Source organism: Palleronia sp. THAF1 (assembly GCF_009363795.1).
Classification (GTDB): domain Bacteria; phylum Pseudomonadota; class Alphaproteobacteria; order Rhodobacterales; family Rhodobacteraceae; genus Palleronia.
Genome location: NZ_CP045420.1, coordinates 2,652,806 through 2,669,589, shown reverse-complemented (window position 1 = coordinate 2,669,589; position 16,784 = coordinate 2,652,806). Strand labels below are relative to the sequence as shown.

General features: G+C 64.4%; 17 protein-coding genes. 12 read left to right on the top strand and 5 right to left on the bottom strand.

The window, feature by feature from the left end:
- Positions 1-754: 754 nt before the first annotated feature.
- The 3 genes from FIU81_RS13285 to FIU81_RS13275 are packed head-to-tail and all read right to left on the bottom strand — an operon-like array spanning position 755 to position 3,815.
- Complete coding sequence (locus FIU81_RS13285) at positions 755-1,804, bottom strand: ABC transporter substrate-binding protein (RefSeq protein ID WP_124110613.1); 1,050 nt, start codon at positions 1,802-1,804, stop codon at positions 755-757.
- The gene (locus tag FIU81_RS13280) at positions 1,774-3,153 is read right to left on the bottom strand and encodes a sensor histidine kinase (protein WP_124110614.1); all 1,380 of its coding nucleotides are present in this window, start codon (positions 3,151-3,153) and stop codon (positions 1,774-1,776) included. The genes FIU81_RS13285 and FIU81_RS13280 overlap by 31 nt, the downstream gene beginning before the upstream one ends.
- Entirely contained in the window at positions 3,150-3,815 is a 666-nt protein-coding gene (locus tag FIU81_RS13275; RefSeq protein ID WP_124110615.1) for a response regulator transcription factor, read from the bottom strand. The genes FIU81_RS13280 and FIU81_RS13275 overlap by 4 nt, the downstream gene beginning before the upstream one ends.
- 105 nt (positions 3,816-3,920) lie before the next feature.
- Between FIU81_RS13275 and FIU81_RS13270 the strand changes: the two genes are divergently transcribed.
- The 12 genes from FIU81_RS13270 to FIU81_RS13215 all read left to right on the top strand — a co-directional run bounded on the left by FIU81_RS13270 (position 3,921) and on the right by FIU81_RS13215 (position 14,288).
- The gene (locus FIU81_RS13270; RefSeq protein WP_124110616.1) at positions 3,921-4,913 is read left to right on the top strand and encodes a tripartite tricarboxylate transporter substrate binding protein; all 993 of its coding nucleotides are present in this window, start codon (positions 3,921-3,923) and stop codon (positions 4,911-4,913) included.
- 90 nt (positions 4,914-5,003) lie between these two features.
- On the top strand, positions 5,004-5,489 hold the full coding sequence (locus tag FIU81_RS13265; protein WP_124110617.1) for a tripartite tricarboxylate transporter TctB family protein: 486 nt from the start codon (positions 5,004-5,006) through the stop codon (positions 5,487-5,489).
- 11 nt (positions 5,490-5,500) lie between these two features.
- Positions 5,501-7,018, top strand: coding sequence for a tripartite tricarboxylate transporter permease (locus tag FIU81_RS13260; protein WP_124110618.1), 1,518 nt, complete (start codon positions 5,501-5,503; stop codon positions 7,016-7,018).
- Positions 7,011-8,213 carry a CaiB/BaiF CoA transferase family protein gene (locus FIU81_RS13255; RefSeq protein ID WP_124110619.1) on the top strand — a complete coding sequence of 401 codons (1,203 nt, stop codon included), beginning with the start codon at positions 7,011-7,013 and terminating at the stop codon, positions 8,211-8,213. Before FIU81_RS13260 ends, FIU81_RS13255 begins: the two co-directional genes overlap by 8 nt.
- Positions 8,210-8,980 (top strand): citryl-CoA lyase, encoded by a 771-nt coding sequence (locus FIU81_RS13250; protein ID WP_124110620.1) that lies wholly within the window; start codon positions 8,210-8,212, stop codon positions 8,978-8,980. The genes FIU81_RS13255 and FIU81_RS13250 overlap by 4 nt, the downstream gene beginning before the upstream one ends.
- Positions 8,981-9,036: 56 nt before the next feature.
- Positions 9,037-9,879 (top strand): shikimate dehydrogenase family protein, encoded by an 843-nt coding sequence (locus FIU81_RS13245; protein WP_124110621.1) that lies wholly within the window; start codon positions 9,037-9,039, stop codon positions 9,877-9,879.
- 34 nt (positions 9,880-9,913) lie between these two features.
- Positions 9,914-10,291 (top strand): 4-carboxymuconolactone decarboxylase, encoded by a 378-nt coding sequence (pcaC, locus tag FIU81_RS13240; RefSeq protein ID WP_124110622.1) that lies wholly within the window; start codon positions 9,914-9,916, stop codon positions 10,289-10,291.
- Positions 10,288-11,004 carry a protocatechuate 3,4-dioxygenase subunit beta gene (gene pcaH, locus FIU81_RS13235; protein ID WP_124110623.1) on the top strand — a complete coding sequence of 239 codons (717 nt, stop codon included), beginning with the start codon at positions 10,288-10,290 and terminating at the stop codon, positions 11,002-11,004. Before pcaC ends, pcaH begins: the two co-directional genes overlap by 4 nt.
- The gene (gene pcaG, locus FIU81_RS13230; protein ID WP_124110624.1) at positions 11,004-11,615 is read left to right on the top strand and encodes a protocatechuate 3,4-dioxygenase subunit alpha; all 612 of its coding nucleotides are present in this window, start codon (positions 11,004-11,006) and stop codon (positions 11,613-11,615) included. Before pcaH ends, pcaG begins: the two co-directional genes overlap by 1 nt.
- Positions 11,608-12,444, top strand: coding sequence for a 3-keto-5-aminohexanoate cleavage protein (locus tag FIU81_RS13225; RefSeq protein WP_124110625.1), 837 nt, complete (start codon positions 11,608-11,610; stop codon positions 12,442-12,444). Before pcaG ends, FIU81_RS13225 begins: the two co-directional genes overlap by 8 nt.
- Before the next feature lie 15 nt (positions 12,445-12,459).
- The gene (pcaD, locus tag FIU81_RS13220) at positions 12,460-13,242 is read left to right on the top strand and encodes a 3-oxoadipate enol-lactonase (protein ID WP_124110626.1); all 783 of its coding nucleotides are present in this window, start codon (positions 12,460-12,462) and stop codon (positions 13,240-13,242) included.
- A complete protein-coding gene (locus tag FIU81_RS13215) occupies positions 13,239-14,288 on the top strand; it encodes a 3-carboxy-cis,cis-muconate cycloisomerase (protein WP_124110627.1) in 1,050 nt (349 codons plus the stop codon). Before pcaD ends, FIU81_RS13215 begins: the two co-directional genes overlap by 4 nt.
- A 46-nt stretch (positions 14,289-14,334) precedes the next feature.
- Here the strand turns inward: FIU81_RS13215 and dctP are convergent, their stop codons facing one another.
- Together dctP and FIU81_RS13205 are read right to left on the bottom strand one after the other, a co-directional pair.
- On the bottom strand, positions 14,335-15,429 hold the full coding sequence (gene dctP, locus FIU81_RS13210; RefSeq protein WP_124110628.1) for a TRAP transporter substrate-binding protein DctP: 1,095 nt from the start codon (positions 15,427-15,429) through the stop codon (positions 14,335-14,337).
- 29 nt (positions 15,430-15,458) lie between these two features.
- The gene (locus tag FIU81_RS13205) at positions 15,459-16,781 is read right to left on the bottom strand and encodes a TRAP transporter large permease (RefSeq protein WP_172971510.1); all 1,323 of its coding nucleotides are present in this window, start codon (positions 16,779-16,781) and stop codon (positions 15,459-15,461) included.
- Positions 16,782-16,784 lie beyond the last annotated feature (3 nt).

The following is a 16,784-nucleotide window of genomic DNA, read 5'->3' as shown; positions in this document are numbered from 1 at the left end:
CGTTCTACGCCGATAGTCGCAGCTTGTTGGCGACTGGATAGCATTTCAAGCGACGCCGCACTGCACCAGTGGAGGACCCAGGCTTCGCTTGCATCGACGAGGACTCGAGGGGCACATGTTTACCACTATGAACAGCATGTGGGTGTCGGGTCCCCCAAAGCATAGCTAGGCCGTTCCGGCCGACAGTGCCCATTGATACGTCCAGAAAACGAACCGGCTGGGGCGGTTAAAGTTGTACTTCTGAATCTTGCGCCGGGCCTTGAGGGTAAGCTAATTGCCGCGGTGTGTCGCTTTTCGCGGTCAAAACCGGTCTTCTTTCTTAGCGAAAAGCTGGGAGTGATGTCGAAGCTCGACGATACGCCGACCCTGAGCAAACCTGTGCGCGCCCCGCACCGTGCTCTGCTAACCCGAACAATCAACATCGAAACGCTGGTACCCGCGCAGTTTCCCGCGCGATACTCTTCGAGAGGGAAGGCGTCAGCATGGTGCGCAGGATCTGGGTCATCTGGTCCTGAAGAAGTTCTTTCTGACACCAAGGCGTGCGCCGTGGCGCCCGCCAGATCGAACAGCGTTTCGATGGTGGAGGCAGGCTTGATCAGGCTCGGTATCCGCTTTGCAATCCCAGTCTCTCTTGGATCGCCAACGGGTACTCCAAGCTGTCATCGCACATGCCCGTGCAGTAGGGCATCCACGCGGTCGTGGTGAAGGCAAAGGGGCGGATGACTGCGTATCGGATGTGACTACGGCGCCGCTCTTACCGACCCCCTATCTGCGTTTGGCGGATCGAGTTTTCCCAAGCGTTTAGGAAGTTTCGTCGGTTGAGTCGGTCCAGATTGACCATCAGCCCCGGTCCCAGACGGATCGGACCGAAGCTTTGCGCGTCAGTGGCGGCATTGATGCCGTTCAGCGGTGGAAGAGGCCAGCTTCCAGGGATCGGTCGCAGGCCGATGCGGACCAGATGATCGATGAACATACCGGCAAGCTCGGGCGCCGCGGCCTGTTTCGGCACGATGGCGGTGCGGAGCATGACGTTGGCGAAATCCTGCATCTCGACGATAAGAAGGTCGTCCGCCCCCTCTGTCGCCAGCCGGTTGCGCGCGTAACTGCCAAGGACATTGTAGGCGAGCACGAGAGCGCCGCTGGACAGCTCATCGATCATCGCGCCAGAGCAGCAGTACAGCTTGGGGTTCAGACGGCCCATCACTTCTGACAATCGCCAGTAGGCTTCCGTCGCGCGAGCGTCCTGCGTGGCGAACAGATAGCCCAGACCGCTGTCGCGCACGTCATACGTGCCGATCCGCCCTCGGAACCGGTCCGGGTGGTCGCGCAACAAGGTAATCAGATCGCTGCGGGTCGTGGGGATCGGAAGGTCGCCCATCGCATCCTCGGAAATGACGATCACGGCGGGCTCGGCGGTGAAGGCGAATATCAGCTCGCGCCAGACGGCCCAGTCGGGAAGCTGCTTCGTCGCCTCGGATTGGTAGCGCAAGGCGTAGCCGTCGTTGGCAAGCTGGAACTGCAGGTCCATCGCCGAGGACAGCGCGAGATCGTAGGGCGCGCCGTCGCGGATCAGGCGTTCCAGATCGGCTGACGAGACGACGCTGTAGTCGATGCCGATTGCGGGGTTCCGGTCGTGAAATGCGGTCAGGTAGGGATCGAACACGTCGAGATCGGCGGTCGACAGGATGCGCAGCACACGATCGGAGGTTCCTTCGTAGACGTGCCGATCCTCCAGCATCGGCTGAGCGACTGCGCCGGACCAAAGCGACAGGATCAGCCCGAGGGCAAGATAAGCGATACGCATGCGCCGTTCCCTTCCATGCCGTTGCAATTCTCTAGAATGAGCCGACCCCCGTGGGCTTTCAGGACATCACGCGTGATGGTCAGGCCCAACCCAGAGCCGACGTGCTCGGCGGCCGTATCGCCGCGACGAAAGCGCTCTGTCAGGTCGTCGAACGCACCGCTGCCCAACCCCGGCCCCTGATCCCTGACGCGCACGAAGGCCTCGCCCTTCTCTTGCCCGGTGGCGATGTGGATATCCGTCGCTTCGGGCGAGTATTTGACGGCATTGTCGAGCACGTTGCGCAGCGCGGTGTCCAGTAGGACCGGATCGCCCAGTACGGGCGCGGGGTCGGTGCGAAGCGTGATTTCGATGTCGCGCATCGTTGCGGTCGGGCGGATCGATGCGACGGTGCGCAGGGCCAGTTGCGATAGATCGACGGGGTCGCGCACCAGATCCTCGGCCCGGAAGGCCACCGTTGCGTGATCCAGCAACTGACCGGCCGAGCGTGAGCTTTCGTCTACGGCGCGGATGATGCGGCGCAGGCGTTGGCGGTCCGGATCGGTCGTGGCTTCGCGCAACGCCAGTTCGGATTGCATCCTGACCGTGGCCAGCGGGGTGCGGATGCGGTGCGCGGCTTCGGTGATGAATTCCTCGGACCGGCTGACGGTCTCGGCCAGTCTTACAATCAGCCGGTCCAGCGCTTCGATCAAAGGTGCAAGCTCTGACGGGGCACGGCGGCGCAGGGGGCGCAGGTCGGACGGGCCGCGCCGCGCGACGGCATCCGTGACATCGGACAGGGGTCGCAGAGAAGCACGCGCGGCGATGGCCGACAGCAGGACCGCGATGCAGAAGAAGATCAGCGATATCAGCGCCGCACGACGCGACAGGTCCAACGCCACCTGCGTCACCCCGGCCCGCGTTTGGGCAACGGTCACCGACACCGGAACGGGATCGCCGCCGACCGCCACGATCCGCGTGGCGTTTGCAAGGCGCACCGTTTCTCCGGCGTAGCCGTCGGTCGCGAATGTCACGCGGGTCGGGTCCGCCTCGCCCGCGCCCACACTCGGCAGATCGTCGTAGCCGGTCAGCAGGGCTCCGTCGGCGGTCACGCGGTAAAACACGCGGTCTTCGCTGATCGCGCCCAGCATGGAGAAGGCGGAGTAGGGCAGTTCAAGCTGCACCTCGCCGTCTTCCGCGCGCAGCGTCTCCACGATGCTGGTCACCGATGCGGCCAGCACGTTGTCCTGCGCCTGACCCACCGCGCGACGCGCGAAGTCGGACACCGTAAGCCACGACAGGATCGACAGCACCGCCGCCACCCCGGCCAGCAGCAGGGTCAGGCGGCGAAGGATAGAACCCTGTGGCGTCATTCCGGCAGGTCGAGCCGGTAGCCCATGCCGCGCACCGTTTCTATCCGCGCGTGGGTGCCCTGAAGGCGGCGGCGCAGACGGCCGATGTAGACTTCGATGGCGTTCTCGGTGACATCCGCATCAAAGGAAAACAGGCTGTCGAGCAGGCGATCCTTCGACATGACCTGACCGGGATGGCGCACGAGCGTTTCCAGCAGGCGGGTTTCCCTGTTGCGAAGTTCGGTCGTCTCGTTGCCCATGCGCAGGCTGCCGGACGTGGGGTCGAATATCGCGGTTCCGATGGCGATCTCGTTTCGGGCAGAGCCACCGCGACGGCGCAGAACGGCGCGACATCGGGCTTCGAGTTCGGAAAAGTCGAAAGGCTTTGTGATGTAGTCGTCGGCCCCCTGATCCAGCATACTGACACGGTCTGAAATCTGCGACCGCGCGGTCAGCATGATGACGGGTGTGCCGTTGTCCCTGCGGGTCAGTCGCAGAAGGTCGCGCCCGTCGCCGTCGGGCAACATGACGTCCAGCAGGATCAGGTCATAGGACGCGGCGGCCAGCCAGTCGCGGGCCTGTGCCACAGAACCGGCATGGTCCACCGCATGACCATCAAGGACAAGACGGTTCATGATCGCGTCGGCCAGTTCAGAGTTATCCTCTACCAAGAGGTAGCGCATCTGCATCCTTCGATCTGCCGCCAGCGTGTCAGGTCCATGTCAGTTTGCTGTGGTGAACACAGGAATGGGCGGTCCACGACCGCCTGTCAAACGGGAGGAATACCAATGAAGACCACCTTTACACGCCGCGCCGCCATGCTGGCCGCGACGGCCACCTTCGCATTTGGCGGCATCGCCTTTGCCGAGCAGCACACGTCCGAGCAGGTCATGGAAGACTTGCACTTCATCATTCCGGGCGGCGCTGGCGGCGGCTGGGACGGCACCGCACGCGGCACCGGCGAAGCGCTGACCAACTCGGGCCTCGTCGGTTCGGCCAGCTATGAGAACATGTCCGGCGGCGGCGGCGGCACGGCGATCAACTACATGATCGAGAACGCCGAAAGCCTGAACAACACGGTGATGGTGAACTCTACCCCCATCGTGATCCGGTCCCTGACGGGAGTTTTCCCGCAGTCGTTCCGCGACCTGACGCTTGTTGCCGGCACAATCGGTGACTACGCTGCCATCGTCGTGCCAACCGATAGCGACATTCAGGACATGCAAGGCCTGCTGTCCGCTTACAACGAGCAGGGCGACGACTTCGCCGTCGGCGGCGGTTCGGTTCCCGGTGGCCTAGACCACCTTGTGGCCGCGCTTGTGATGCGTGCGGCGGGCGAAGACCCGACCATGCTGAACTACATCCCCTACGACGCGGGCGGTGAGGCGATGGCCGGTCTGCTTTCGGGCGAGATCGACGCGCTGTCCACTGGCCTGTCCGAGGCGATCGCACTGGCCGAGCAGGGCGAAGTTCGCATCCTTGGCATCACCGCGGCTGAGCGTGTGCCTGCCTACGACAGCGCGCCCACCTTCGTCGAGCAGGGCATCGACACCGAATTCGTGAACTGGCGCGGCTTCTTCGCGGCCCCCGGCCTGCCGGAAGAGCAGGTCACGGCCATGCAGCAGGCCTTCTCGCAGATGTACGAGACCGAAGCCTGGGAAGACGTTCGTTCGCGCAACGGCTGGGTGAACATCTACAATGAAGGCGACGATTTCCGCACCTTCCTGGAAGAGCAGGAACAGGAAATCGGCGACCTGATGCGGGAACTCGGTTTCCTCTGATCGACAGTTCTTGATCTGTGGGCGGCCGGGATCAGTCCGGCCGTCCGCTTTACATAGTGACCCAAAGATATTCTCAGGGAGGAGAACGTCATGGCTCTTGATCGCTGGATCGCGCTCGTCTTCGTGGCATTCTGCTGCGTCTACGGATACGCGGCATTCTTCACGATGGACCAACTGCTACCGCCTTTCATGCAGCGCAACCCCGTCTGGCCCTCGACCTTCCCCAAAATCCTGAGCGTCTTCGGCGTGATCGTCGGCTTGGTCGTCCTGTTCGGACTCGAGGCGACTGAGGGCTCCGAGCCTTCGCCCACCGATATCAACTGGCGGCGGTTGCACGAATACAAGCTTGGTCAAGCCTTGGCCTTGCTCGGCTTGATGGTGCTGTATGCTATTGCGCTGCGCCCGGCGGGTTTCCTGCTGTCCACGACCGTATTCATCGCGGGCGGAGCATTGATCCTTGGGGAGCGCCGCTGGATCGCCATCCTCGTCTCTGCCGTTGCCGCTGCCGGCATCGTTTGGTGGCTGGTCGATCAGGTGCTTGGCATCTTTCTACGCCCCCTGCCCAATTTCCTGTGAAAGGCTGACCCATGCTTGAAGGCATCCTTCTTGGCCTGTCGGCCGCCCTGTCGTTCCAGAACCTTGCGATGGTTGTCGCGGGCTGCCTGATCGGCACATTCATCGGCATGCTGCCGGGCCTTGGCCCGATGTCGATCATCGCCATCATGATCCCCATCGCCATCACGCTGGGCGATCCGACGGCTGCGCTGATCTTGTTGGCGGGCGTTTACTACGGCGCGATCTTCGGCGGTTCGACCTCTTCCATCCTTCTCAACGCGCCGGGGGTGGCAGGCACCGTTGCCACCAGTTTCGACGGCTACCCGATGGCCCGAAAAGGACAGGCGGGCAAGGCACTAACCATCGCCGCCGTATCCAGTTTCGCAGGCGGCACGATCGGGGCGATCCTGCTGGCGATCTTTGCGCCCGCGCTGTCGTCCGTCGCGCTGCTGTTTCATTCGGCGGAATACTTCGCGCTGATGGTCGTCGGTCTGTCGGCCATCGCGGCCTTCGCTGGAACAGGCCAAGTCGCAAAGGCGCTACTGATGACGGTTCTGGGCCTGATCCTTGCAACCGTCGGCGAGGGCGCGCTGTTCAACATGCCGCGGTTCACGATGGGGATGATGGACCTGCAATCAGGCATCAGCTTCATCACGCTCGCCATGGCGATGTTCGCCCTGCCCGAAGCGATCTACCTTGTCCTTGATCCAAAGCGGTCGGAAACCGAAGGCGGCTCTGGCAAGATCGAGAACCTGCGCTTCAGCCGCGCCGAGGGGCGCGCCATGCTGCCGGTGATCGGGCGGCAATCGGTGCAGGGCTTCTTCATCGGCGTGCTGCCGGGGGCTGGCGCGACCATCGCGTCGTTCCTGGGCTACGCGGTCGAGCGTAACATCGCGTCGGAAGAAGAGCAGAAGGAGTTCGGCAAGGGCTCGGTCAAGGGCCTCGCAGCGCCGGAGACGGCAAACAACGCGGCCTGCACCGGTTCGTTCGTGCCGTTGCTGACGCTGGGTATCCCCGGATCGGGCACAACAGCGATCCTTCTGGGCGCGCTCATCGCGCTGAACGTCCAGCCCGGCCCGCGCCTGATGATCGATGAGCCGGACATCTTCTGGGCCGTCATCATCTCGATGTATATCGGCAACCTCGTGCTGCTGATTCTGAACCTGCCGCTGATCCCCTACATCGCCAAGATCCTGACGATTCCGCGCACGTTCCTGATCCCGTTCATCCTGTTCTTCACACTCATGGGCGCCTACATCGGCCAAAACAACGCGACAGAGCTGTTGATGCTGGTGGGGCTTGGCGTATTGGCGACTATCTTCAAGTTCGCCGACTATCCGCTGGCACCGCTGCTGATCGGCTTCATCCTTGGCACGATGCTGGAAGACAACTTCGCGCGGTCGATGCAGTTGTATCGCGGGTTGGGCTTCATTCTGGAGCGTCCGATGACGCTGGGTCTTCTGATCCTGGCAGCCGTTCTGGTCCTTTTGCCCAGCTTTCGGGCCTACCGCGCCCGTCGCCGGGCACGCGGGGTGGCAGAGGGTGACTGACCCCACCAAACCGCTGGCGGGCACGCGGGTTCTTGACCTGACCAACGTGCTCGCCGGTCCCTTCGCCTGTCACCAACTGGTCCATCTGGGGGCGGAAGTGATCAAGGTCGAAGCGCCGGGCCGTGGCGATCTGGCCCGCAATCTGGGGTTGGACCCCACGCTTTCCGCGCGCGGCATGGGGATCAGCTTCCTGGCGCAGAACGCGGGGAAGCAATCCATTACGCTGAACCTGAAAATCCCGCGCGGCAAAGACGCGCTGAAGCGTCTGGTCGCGACCGCCGATGTGCTGATCGAAAACTTTCGCCCCGGCGTGATGGAGCGGCTGAATTTAGGGCCAGACGTCCTGCGGGCCGAAAATCCGGGTCTGATCTACTGCGCGATTTCCGGCTTCGGGCAGGATGGCCCATGGGCGAACAGGCCCGCTTACGATCAGATCGTGCAGGGCGTCTCGGGCGTCATGTCGATCACCGGAGATGCGGACAGCGCGCCGTTGCGCGTGGGCTATCCGCTCGCCGATACCGTGGGTGGGCTGACGGCGGCGATGGCGATCTGCGCCGCACTGCAGGCCGATCCGCGTGGGTGCGTCATCGACGTGTCGATGCTGGAATCGGTACTGGCAACGATGGGCTGGGTGGTCTCGAACCACCTGATCGGCGGCGTCACGCCCGCGCCGCATGGCAACGAGAACCCCACATCCGCCCCCTCTGGCGCGTTCCAGTGCGCCGACGGCCTGCTGAACATTGCCGCCAACCGCGACGAGCAGTGGGAGACGCTCGCGCGGCATCTGGGGCGCGCCGATCTGTTGGATCGCGCCGATTACGCCACGCGAGAGGATCGCAAGGCGAACCGTCTGACGCTGAAGGCAGAACTGGAAACGGTGCTGACCACGCGACCCGCCGAAGATTGGGCTGAGGAACTGAACGCCATTGGAGTGCCTGCCGGTGCGGTGATGAGCTTGCCCGACATCCTGTCCCACCCGCAGGTCGCCGATCGCGACTTTCTTGCCCGGTTCGAGGACGCTCCGGGCGTGGATCGCGCCATTGACCTGATGCGCATCGGTGCGCAGATCGACGGGCAGCGGCCGAAGGTGGACAGTCCGCCACCCGTTTTGGGAAAGGATACGCAAGCGATCCTCAAAGGCCTAGGCTACACACTCGACGAGATCGCGGACATGGCGAAGAAGGGCGTGACATGAGCGACGTTTCCGACTGGTGGCGCACCTCTATCATCGACATGGAGCCGGGCCGCATCGCCCTGCGCGGCACGCCTATCGAAGAGATCATCGGCGCGATGAGCTTCGCCGAAACGATCTGGTTTCTCGTCATGGGCAACCGCATCGAGGGCTCCCGTGCCGCGCTGTTCGAGGCCGCGCTTGTGGCCGCGGTGGATCACGGCCCGCAAGCACCCTCTATCGCGGCGGCGCGGATGGCGGCGACCTGCGGGATTGGGCTGCAATCGTCGATGGCAACGGGTCTGAACATGCTGGGCGATGTGCACGGAGGGGCCGGGGAACAGGCCATCGCGCTGTTCGATGCCTGTGCCGGCCTGGAAGGCGACGCGATGTCCGCTGCGCTGGATAGCTGGCGCGCGGAGTATGGCAAATACCTGCCCGGCTTCGGCCACCGCTTTCACAAACCCGTCGATCCCCGCGCGCCGCGATTGCTCGCGCTGGTGGATGAAGCGGCGGCACAGGGCGCTGTTGGCGGCACGTTGGCCGCGACCGCTCGGGCCATTGGGGCGCATCTGCAACGCGAACGGGGCGCGCCCTTGTCCCTGAACATCGACGGCGCGACAGCCGTGATCTACGGCGAACTCGGCTGCCCCGGCCCGTTGGCGCGCGGGTTCTTCGGGCTGTCGCGCAGCGTCGGCATCCTGGCCCACGCGTGGGAGCAGACCGAACAGGGCGGGCGCAACAAGGGCCCCACGCCGCCTAGCTACCGCTGGACCCACGACCCGACTTGAAGCGCGCGCAGCCTTCCTGCATCCATCGGGCGGGACAGGGTTCGAAAGGGGCCAGCATGACCGTGCAACTTCACCTTGGCCTGATCGGGGATCACATCACCCAGTCGAAGGCGCCGCGCCTGCACCGGCTTGCAGGACAGCAGACCGGCGTGGACGTGCGTTACGACAGTCTTATCCCCGCCGATCTGGGCCAAGACTTCGAGGCGGTATTCGCGGCCTGCGAGACGGGAGGCTTCCGCGGGATCAACGTGACGTACCCTTATAAAGAGCGCGCCGCCGCGATGGTGCGGATCGACGATCCGCTCGTTCGCTCCATGGGTGCCGTCAACACCGTGATTTTCGGACCGGGTGGCCCGCAGGGGCACAACACCGATCACACCGGGTTCAAGGCCGCCTACGCGCGTCAGCGTGGCGCTGCCGTTCCCGGCCCGGTCTTGCTGATCGGCGCGGGCGGTGTGGGTCGTGCGATTGCCTTCGCGCTGATCTCGTTGGGTGCGCGGGACATCCGGCTGGCCGACAGCGATCCCGACCGGGCCGAACGGCTTGCGCGCGACATGTCGAACGCGGCGTCCGGCCTGCGCCTGTCGGCGGGTGCGGTGGCCGAGGATATGGCAGACGGGGCGGAGGGTGTGATCAACTGCACGCCCCTTGGGATGGACGGCGACGGGCGCACCCCGCTCGAGCCCAGCGCTATGGCCAATGCAGGCTGGGCCTTCGACTCTGTCTACACGCCCCGCGACACGCCGTTTCTGAAGCATGCCGCGCGGGCTGGGCTGATGGCGATGTCCGGCTGGGACCTTTTCTTCTATCAGGGGGTCCACGCATGGGCGCATTTCTGCGACCGTCCCTTGGACGAGGCTCGCCTGCTGCGGGACCTATTGGCGAAGGAGCCGACATGACCCGAATCGATCACTCCGGCGCAAGGTCCCGCCCATGACCGACCGATACGACGCTGGCATGAGGGTGCGCCGCGCTGTTCTGGGGGACGCGCATGTGAACCGCGCGGAAGCCGCGAAGACCGACTTCGACGCGCCGTTCCAAGAGATGATAACCGAGGGCGCGTGGGGTACTGTCTGGGCATCGGACGCGATCACGGCGCGCGAACGATCGATGCTGACGATCGCCTTGCTCGCCGCAACCGGCAATTTCGACGAACTTGCGATGCACGTCCGCGCAACCGCACGCACGGGGGCCAGCGCCAGTGATATTCGCGAGGCCCTGATGCACGTAGCGATCTACGCTGGTGTCCCGCGCGCCAATCACGCGCTGAAGATCGCGCGCGAGACTTTTGCCGAAGAGGGCGCGCCATGAGTTGGGACTACTACCAGCGCGACCGGCGGTGGCATCCGCCCGCGCTGACGCCCGACTACAAGACCAGCGTTGCGCGCAGCCCGCGCCTGCCGCTTCTGTCGGTCGAGAGCTCGCTGTCCGAGATCACCGGACCGACGTTCAGCCACACCTCCCTTGGCGATTTGGACAATGATCTGATCCACAACTACACGGGCGAAGCGGCCATCGGTGAGCGCACTATCGTCCACGGACACGTGATGGATGAGAACGGACGCCCCGTGCGCGGTGCGCTGTTGGAGGTGTGGCAGGCCAACGCCGGGGGGCGGTATCGGCACGTGAAGGACGGCTACCTTGCCCCGCTTGATCCGAACTTCGGCGGCTGCGGTCGGTGCCTGACGGACGACGAAGGCGGTTATGTCTTTCGCACTGTAAAGCCGGGCGCCTACCCGTTCCGGAACTCCGCGAATTCTTGGCGGATGGCACATATCCACTTCTCGATCTTCGGGGCGGGACTGGCGCAGCGGCTGATTACCCAAATGTATTTCGAAGGCGATCCCCTGCGTGCACAAGACCCCATCGCCCAGACCATCCCCGATGCCGCTGCGCTGGATCGGCTGGTCGCGCCGCTGGACCTGAACGCCTCGATCCCGCTGGACAGCCTTGCCTACCGCTTCGACATCGTTCTGCGCGGCAGTCGCCAGACGCTGTTCGAGAACAAGATGGAAGGCGCGTGATGCCGCTGGAATACCCCAAGGAGTCGCCGTCCCAGACCGCCGGGCCGTTTGTCCATATCGGCACGGTGCCGTCGCTTGCGGGATTGTCACTGCATCCGATCGCGTTCGGGCAGACCATTGCCGGACCCGACGTTGTCGGGGACCGCATTGTCATTGAAGGCCACGTCTACGACGGCATGGGCGCACCGGTGCGCGACATGCTGATCGAGGTTTGGCAGGCCGATCCGAACGGCATCTATCCGCACCCCGCCGATACGCGCCACGCCGAGGTGGACTCCGGCTTCACAGGCTTCGGGCGGGTGGCGACCGACTTCGACACCGGGTCTTTTCGCATCGAGACGGTAAAACCCGGTTCCGTTCCGGGCCGCCACGATCGCCCTCAAGCGCCGCACCTGTCGCTGTGGATGGTCGCGCGCGGGATCAACGTCGGGCTGCAAACCCGTCTCTATTTCGGGGATGAGGCAGAGGCGAACGCCGCCGATCCGCTTCTGGCGTTGATCGACCCGGCCACCCGCCGCGACACCTTGATCGCGCGCGCCGAAGGCGATGGGCGATACACCTTCGATATCCGGCTGCAAGGCCCCAAGGAGACCGTGTTCCTAGATGTCTGATCCCGCCATCATCTGCGTCGCCATCACCGGGTCCGTCCCGACGAAGGCCGACAATCCCGCCGTTCCCACGACCCTGTCCGAGCAGATCGAAAGCACGCACGCCGCGTTCGAGGCCGGAGCCAGTATTTGCCACGCCCACGTCCGCAACGACGACGAGACGCCGTCGTCAGACCCCGACCGCTTCGCCGCTCTGAAAGAGGGGGTCGAAGCGCATTGCCCCGGCATGATCATGCAGCTCTCGACCGGGGGACGCTCTGGCGCTGGGAAGGCGCGCGGCGGGATGCTGCCCTTGCGACCCGACATGGCGTCGCTGTCCGTGGGCTCGAACAACTTCCCCACGCGCGTCTATGAGAACCCGCCCGATCTGGTGACATGGCTGGCGTCCGAGATGCGAACCTACGACGTGAAGCCTGAAATCGAAGCGTTCGACCTGTCTCACATCTATCAGGCCAAGACGATAAAGGACCGTGGGGAGTTGCTGGGCACGCCCTACGTACAATTCGTCATGGGTGTGCAGAACGCCATGCCCGCCGTGCGCCGCGTCTTCGATTTCTACGTGCAGACGGTGCATGAGCTGTTCGGCGCGGACGCGCCCTGGTGTGCTGCCGGGATCGGGCGGCATCAGGTGGAACTGAACCGCTGGGCCGCCGAAGCGGGCGGCCACCTGCGCGCCGGGCTGGAGGATAATATCCGACTTGACCGCGAGACGCTTGCGCCCTCGAACGCCGCGCTGGTGAAGCGGGCGGCGGATATCGTGGTCGAGGCTGGGCGCACGGTCGCGACGCCTGCGCAGGCGCGGGCGATCCTGGGCCTGCGGGCTGCGCCATGATGATCGTGGCCCGACATGCCTGAGTTTGCCCAGCTCAACGGGACGGTCATCCACTACGCCCATCGCCCCGGCGCCGGGCGGCCACTGGTCTTCCTGAACAGCCTCGGCACCGATTTCCGCATCTGGGATGCGGTGATCGACCGGCTGGCAGGCGACCATCCGATCTTGCGGATGGACAAGCGCGGCCACGGTCTCAGCCGGACCGACCCCGCCGATACGGCCACCTACGCCGCCGATGTTGCGGCTTTGATGGACGCGCGGGTCATCACAGACGCGCTGGTTTGCAGCGTGTCGGTCGGTGGGCTGATCGCGCAGCAGCTGACCCTGACGCGTCCCGATCTGGTCGCGGGGCTGATCCTGTCGAACACCGGGGCGAAGATCGGCGATCATGCGTTCTGGACGGCCCGGCTGGACACGCTTGCTGCGCAGGGGCTGGACGTCATGGCTGACGTGGTGATGGAGCGCTGGTTTTCGCACGCCTTCCGCACCGAGCGCCCGACCGAGCTTGCAGGCTACCACGCCATGCTGTCCCGCACGCCGACCGAGGGCTACGCCACCTGCTGCGCCGCCATTCGCGACACAGACCTGCGGAGCCGACTGGCCGAGATCACCAAGCCCGCGATCTGCATCGCGGGCAGTGATGACCTGTCGACGCCGCCCGAATTGCTCGCCGGGTTGGCAGATGCTTTGCCCGATGCAGAGTGCCGCCTTATCGACGGGGGCGGTCATCTTCCCTGCATCGAGGCGCCAGATGCCGTCGTCCGCGCAATCCATGATCTGCTGGCGCGGCTGGGATGATCTCTGTCTTCGATCACCCCTGGCTCGGCGGCTTGTTCGCCGATGAAGAGGCGCAAGCGATCTGGTCGCCAGAGCGGCAGCTGTCCCAAATGCTGGCGTTCGAGGCTGCCTGGTCCCGCGCGCTGGGTGCCACCGGGCGCGTCGACCCGGACACAGCCGAACGCGCCGCCAGGGTGATTGAGGGCTGGCCAGCGGACATGAACCTGCTGCGCGGCGGGACCGCGAATGACGGCCTTCCGGTACCTGCTTTGGTGCGCGCACTGAAGGCCGCAGCCGGTGACGCGGCAGAGGCGGTGCATGTCGGCGCGACCTCGCAAGACGTCATGGACAGCGCGCTGGCGATGACGCTGCAGCACACGCTCGACCTACTGGATACGCGGTTAAATCGATTGGAAAGTGCGCTCGCGCGGGCCGATGCGCGGTTCGGCCAAACCCGCATCATGGGCCGTACCCGGATGCAGGACGCGCTGCCCATCGACGCCGGAACCCGGTTCGTTGGCTGGGCATCTGCTTTGCCGCGCCATCGGGCACGGCTGGCGGCCCTGCGACCCCGTGTACAGGTCGTTCAGATCGGCGGCCCGGTGGGCGACAGAAGGGACATTCCGGAGGCGATGGTTGCGCATGTGGCCGGTGCGCTCGGCCTTTCCGCCGGACCCTGCTGGCACACGACGCGGGACGGTCTGGTCGAATGCGCTGGGCTGATGTCGATGATCGCGGGCAGCTGCGGCAAGATCGGGCAGGACATCGCGCTTATGGCGCAGATGCAGGAGATTGGAATTGCCGGGGGTGGTGGGTCATCTGCGATGCCGCACAAGCAGAACCCGATCCGCGCGGAATTGTTGGTCACGCTCGCACGGTACACCGCCACGCAGCTATCCGCGATACACCATGCGCAGGTTCACGAACAGGAGCGCTCCGGCGCTGCGTGGGCGTTGGAGTGGATGATCCTGCCGGGGCTGGGCGTGGCTGCGGCGCGTAGTCTGGATGTAGCGGCGGCGGTCATAGAGGATATCGAATGGGTCGGTGGAATGCCTGGCCCGCAATAGAAATGGGCCGATCCGAAGACCGGCCCATCCCTGACTGTTCAGTCGATCACGAGCCGTCGACGCAGGCCTGCAGTTCTTCTACGGACGGGCCATCGGGCGAGCGGCCGAGGTTGTAGGGTGCCGATGCCTCACGCCATTGGGCGTAGTTGTCGAGGTATTCGGCCATCGACAGGTAGACCGCACCTGCGGACGGGCTCTCGCAAGAGACCTCCACGATCACCTCGTTCGCGATGTTCTGAACTTCTGCCAGTGCTTCGTCGGTGTAGCGCTCGACGGTCACTTCCTCGTCCCACTTGGCGTAGGCCTCGGTGGCGCGCTTCTCGGTGAAGGCCAGCGACCACAGCATCGTCGCATCGGCCGCGATGCGCAGCTTTTCCTGCGTGTCCTCGTCGAGCGCGTCCCACGCGGCTTGGTTGATCGACACGCCGAAGACGGAAGCCGATTGGTGCCAGCCGGGGGTCGACCAGTGCGTCGTGACCTGCTGGAAGCCTGCCGAATAGTCGACGTTCGGTGTTGAGAACTCGCCACCGTCGATCACGCCACGTTCCAGTGCCTGATAGACTTCGCCACCGGCCATCGAGACCTGGCTGCCGCCAAGGCGTTCCAAGATGCGGCCCTGTTCGTTGCCGGACACACGCAGGCGCATGCCCTGAAGGTCTTCTAGCGTGGTCATCGACTTGTTGGTGTGGAAACCGGATTCGTTGTTGGTCACGCCATAGGGCAGATAGACCATGCCGTATTCGCCGTAGGTCTGGTCATAGAACTCACGTCCGCCCCACTGTTGGATCCAGTTGACGTAATCCACCGCGTTGAACAGCGCCGGCGTAGTGGCCAGCGGGGTGAAGGCGGCGTCGCGGCCTGCCCAGTAGCCCGGCCAGTCGGCGCCGGCCTGAACGGTGCCCGACTGCACAGCGCCGAACACCTCGCCAGCTGGCACCAGCGAACCACCCTCGAAGAACTCGATGGTCAGGGCGTCGCCCGTCAACTGGTTGGCCAATTCGACGAAGTGGCGGTCGAACTCGATCAGTTCAAGCGAGGACGGCCACGTCGTCGTCATCGTCCAGCTTTCCTGAGCGGCGACGGGCGCGGCAAGCGTCAGCGTCATGGCGGTGGCGGCAAGCGCCTTGGAACGGATAGTCATGGTTACTCTCCCTAATGGTTTTCTTGGTCTCAACGGTACAGCGTGGCTGGAAGCCAGGTCACAAGACCCGGAAACAGCGCCACGGCCACGCACATCATCACGATCAGGCCGATGAACGGCAGGACCCCCTTGATGATGTCCGTGGTCTTCACCTCCTTCGGCGCAATGGCGCGCAGATAGAACAACGCATAGCCGAAGGGGGGTGTCAGAAAGCTGGTTTGCAGAACGATAGACATCAGAACGACGAACCACAGCAGGTCGACCGATGGCATTTCCTGCACGATGGGCAGGAAGATCGGGAAGGACAGCAGCACGATGCCGGTCCAATCGAGGAATGCGCCAAGGATGAAGACGATAAACATCATCACCGTCAGCAGCATCCAGGTTTCCATTTCCAATCCGCGGATGATCTCTTGCGTCGCGCGCAGCCCGCCGGTGATGTTGAACACGCCGGTAAAGGCGGTGGCGCCGACCACGATGAACAGGATCATCGCGCTGGTCTTCCCGGTCTCGCGCAGTGCGTCGTAGAAGCCGGACAGGCTGAAGCGCCCGCGCGCGATGACGATGACCAGTGCCAACGCGGCCCCGATGGCAGAGGCTTCCGTCGCCGTGGCGATGCCCGCCAGCAATGAGCCGAGGATGCCGAAGATCAGCAGTAGCGGTGGCACCGCTTCCTTCATCAGCATGAGGTAGAGTTCGCGGCGCGGCGGCATGTCGTCGGGCATGACGCTGGGGGCCATGTCGGGGCGCAAGGCGGCCAGAAGTGCGACCCAGCCTGCGTACAGAAGGCCAAGGATGACGCCGGGGATCATTGCGCCCGCGAACAGCTCTCCCACCGACAGTGGTGAGTAAGACGCCATGAGGATCAGCATGATCGACGGCGGGATCAGGATGCCCAGACAGCCCGACGCGGCGATCACGCCGGTCGTCAGCGTCGGCGCGTAGCCGTATTGCAGCATCGGCCGCAGCGCCATCACGCCCATGACGGTGATCGACGCACCGATGATGCCGGTCGTCGCCGCCAGCAGGATCGAGATGAAGACCACTGCCAGCGCCAGTCCGCCGCGCACGTTCGACATCAGCAATCGTAGGGATTCGAACATCTTGTCGGTCACGCCCGAATTACTGAGGAACTGGGCCATGAGCACGAACAGCGGGATCGCGATCAGCGTGTAATTGTCCAGCACATCCCCGAAGATGCGGTTGATGACGATGCCCAACACCATCGGCTTTCCGGCGATGAACGCGCCCAGAACGGCGGTGCCGCCCAGCACGAAGGCCAGCGGGTGGCCCATCATCAGACCCAGCACCAGCAAGCCGAACATAACGATGGCGATGGATTCGCCGCCCAGCCC

What these genes read in the sequence shown, in the direction of transcription:
- FIU81_RS13285 (WP_124110613.1), bottom strand. Translation starts at nt 1,804, where the DNA reads ATGCGTATCGCTTATCTTGCCCTCGGGCTGATCCTGTCGCTTTGGTCC.
- FIU81_RS13280 (WP_124110614.1), bottom strand. Translation starts at nt 3,153, where the DNA reads ATGACGCCACAGGGTTCTATCCTTCGCCGCCTGACCCTGCTGCTGGCC.
- FIU81_RS13275 (WP_124110615.1), bottom strand. Translation starts at nt 3,815, where the DNA reads ATGCGCTACCTCTTGGTAGAGGATAACTCTGAACTGGCCGACGCGATC.
- FIU81_RS13270 (WP_124110616.1), top strand. Translation starts at nt 3,921, where the DNA reads ATGAAGACCACCTTTACACGCCGCGCCGCCATGCTGGCCGCGACGGCC.
- FIU81_RS13265 (WP_124110617.1), top strand. Translation starts at nt 5,004, where the DNA reads ATGGCTCTTGATCGCTGGATCGCGCTCGTCTTCGTGGCATTCTGCTGC.
- FIU81_RS13260 (WP_124110618.1), top strand. Translation starts at nt 5,501, where the DNA reads ATGCTTGAAGGCATCCTTCTTGGCCTGTCGGCCGCCCTGTCGTTCCAG.
- FIU81_RS13250 (WP_124110620.1), top strand. Translation starts at nt 8,210, where the DNA reads ATGAGCGACGTTTCCGACTGGTGGCGCACCTCTATCATCGACATGGAG.
- FIU81_RS13245 (WP_124110621.1), top strand. Translation starts at nt 9,037, where the DNA reads ATGACCGTGCAACTTCACCTTGGCCTGATCGGGGATCACATCACCCAG.
- pcaC (WP_124110622.1), top strand. Translation starts at nt 9,914, where the DNA reads ATGACCGACCGATACGACGCTGGCATGAGGGTGCGCCGCGCTGTTCTG.
- pcaH (WP_124110623.1), top strand. Translation starts at nt 10,288, where the DNA reads ATGAGTTGGGACTACTACCAGCGCGACCGGCGGTGGCATCCGCCCGCG.
- pcaG (WP_124110624.1), top strand. Translation starts at nt 11,004, where the DNA reads ATGCCGCTGGAATACCCCAAGGAGTCGCCGTCCCAGACCGCCGGGCCG.
- FIU81_RS13225 (WP_124110625.1), top strand. Translation starts at nt 11,608, where the DNA reads ATGTCTGATCCCGCCATCATCTGCGTCGCCATCACCGGGTCCGTCCCG.
- pcaD (WP_124110626.1), top strand. Translation starts at nt 12,460, where the DNA reads ATGCCTGAGTTTGCCCAGCTCAACGGGACGGTCATCCACTACGCCCAT.
- FIU81_RS13215 (WP_124110627.1), top strand. Translation starts at nt 13,239, where the DNA reads ATGATCTCTGTCTTCGATCACCCCTGGCTCGGCGGCTTGTTCGCCGAT.
- dctP (WP_124110628.1), bottom strand. Translation starts at nt 15,429, where the DNA reads ATGACTATCCGTTCCAAGGCGCTTGCCGCCACCGCCATGACGCTGACG.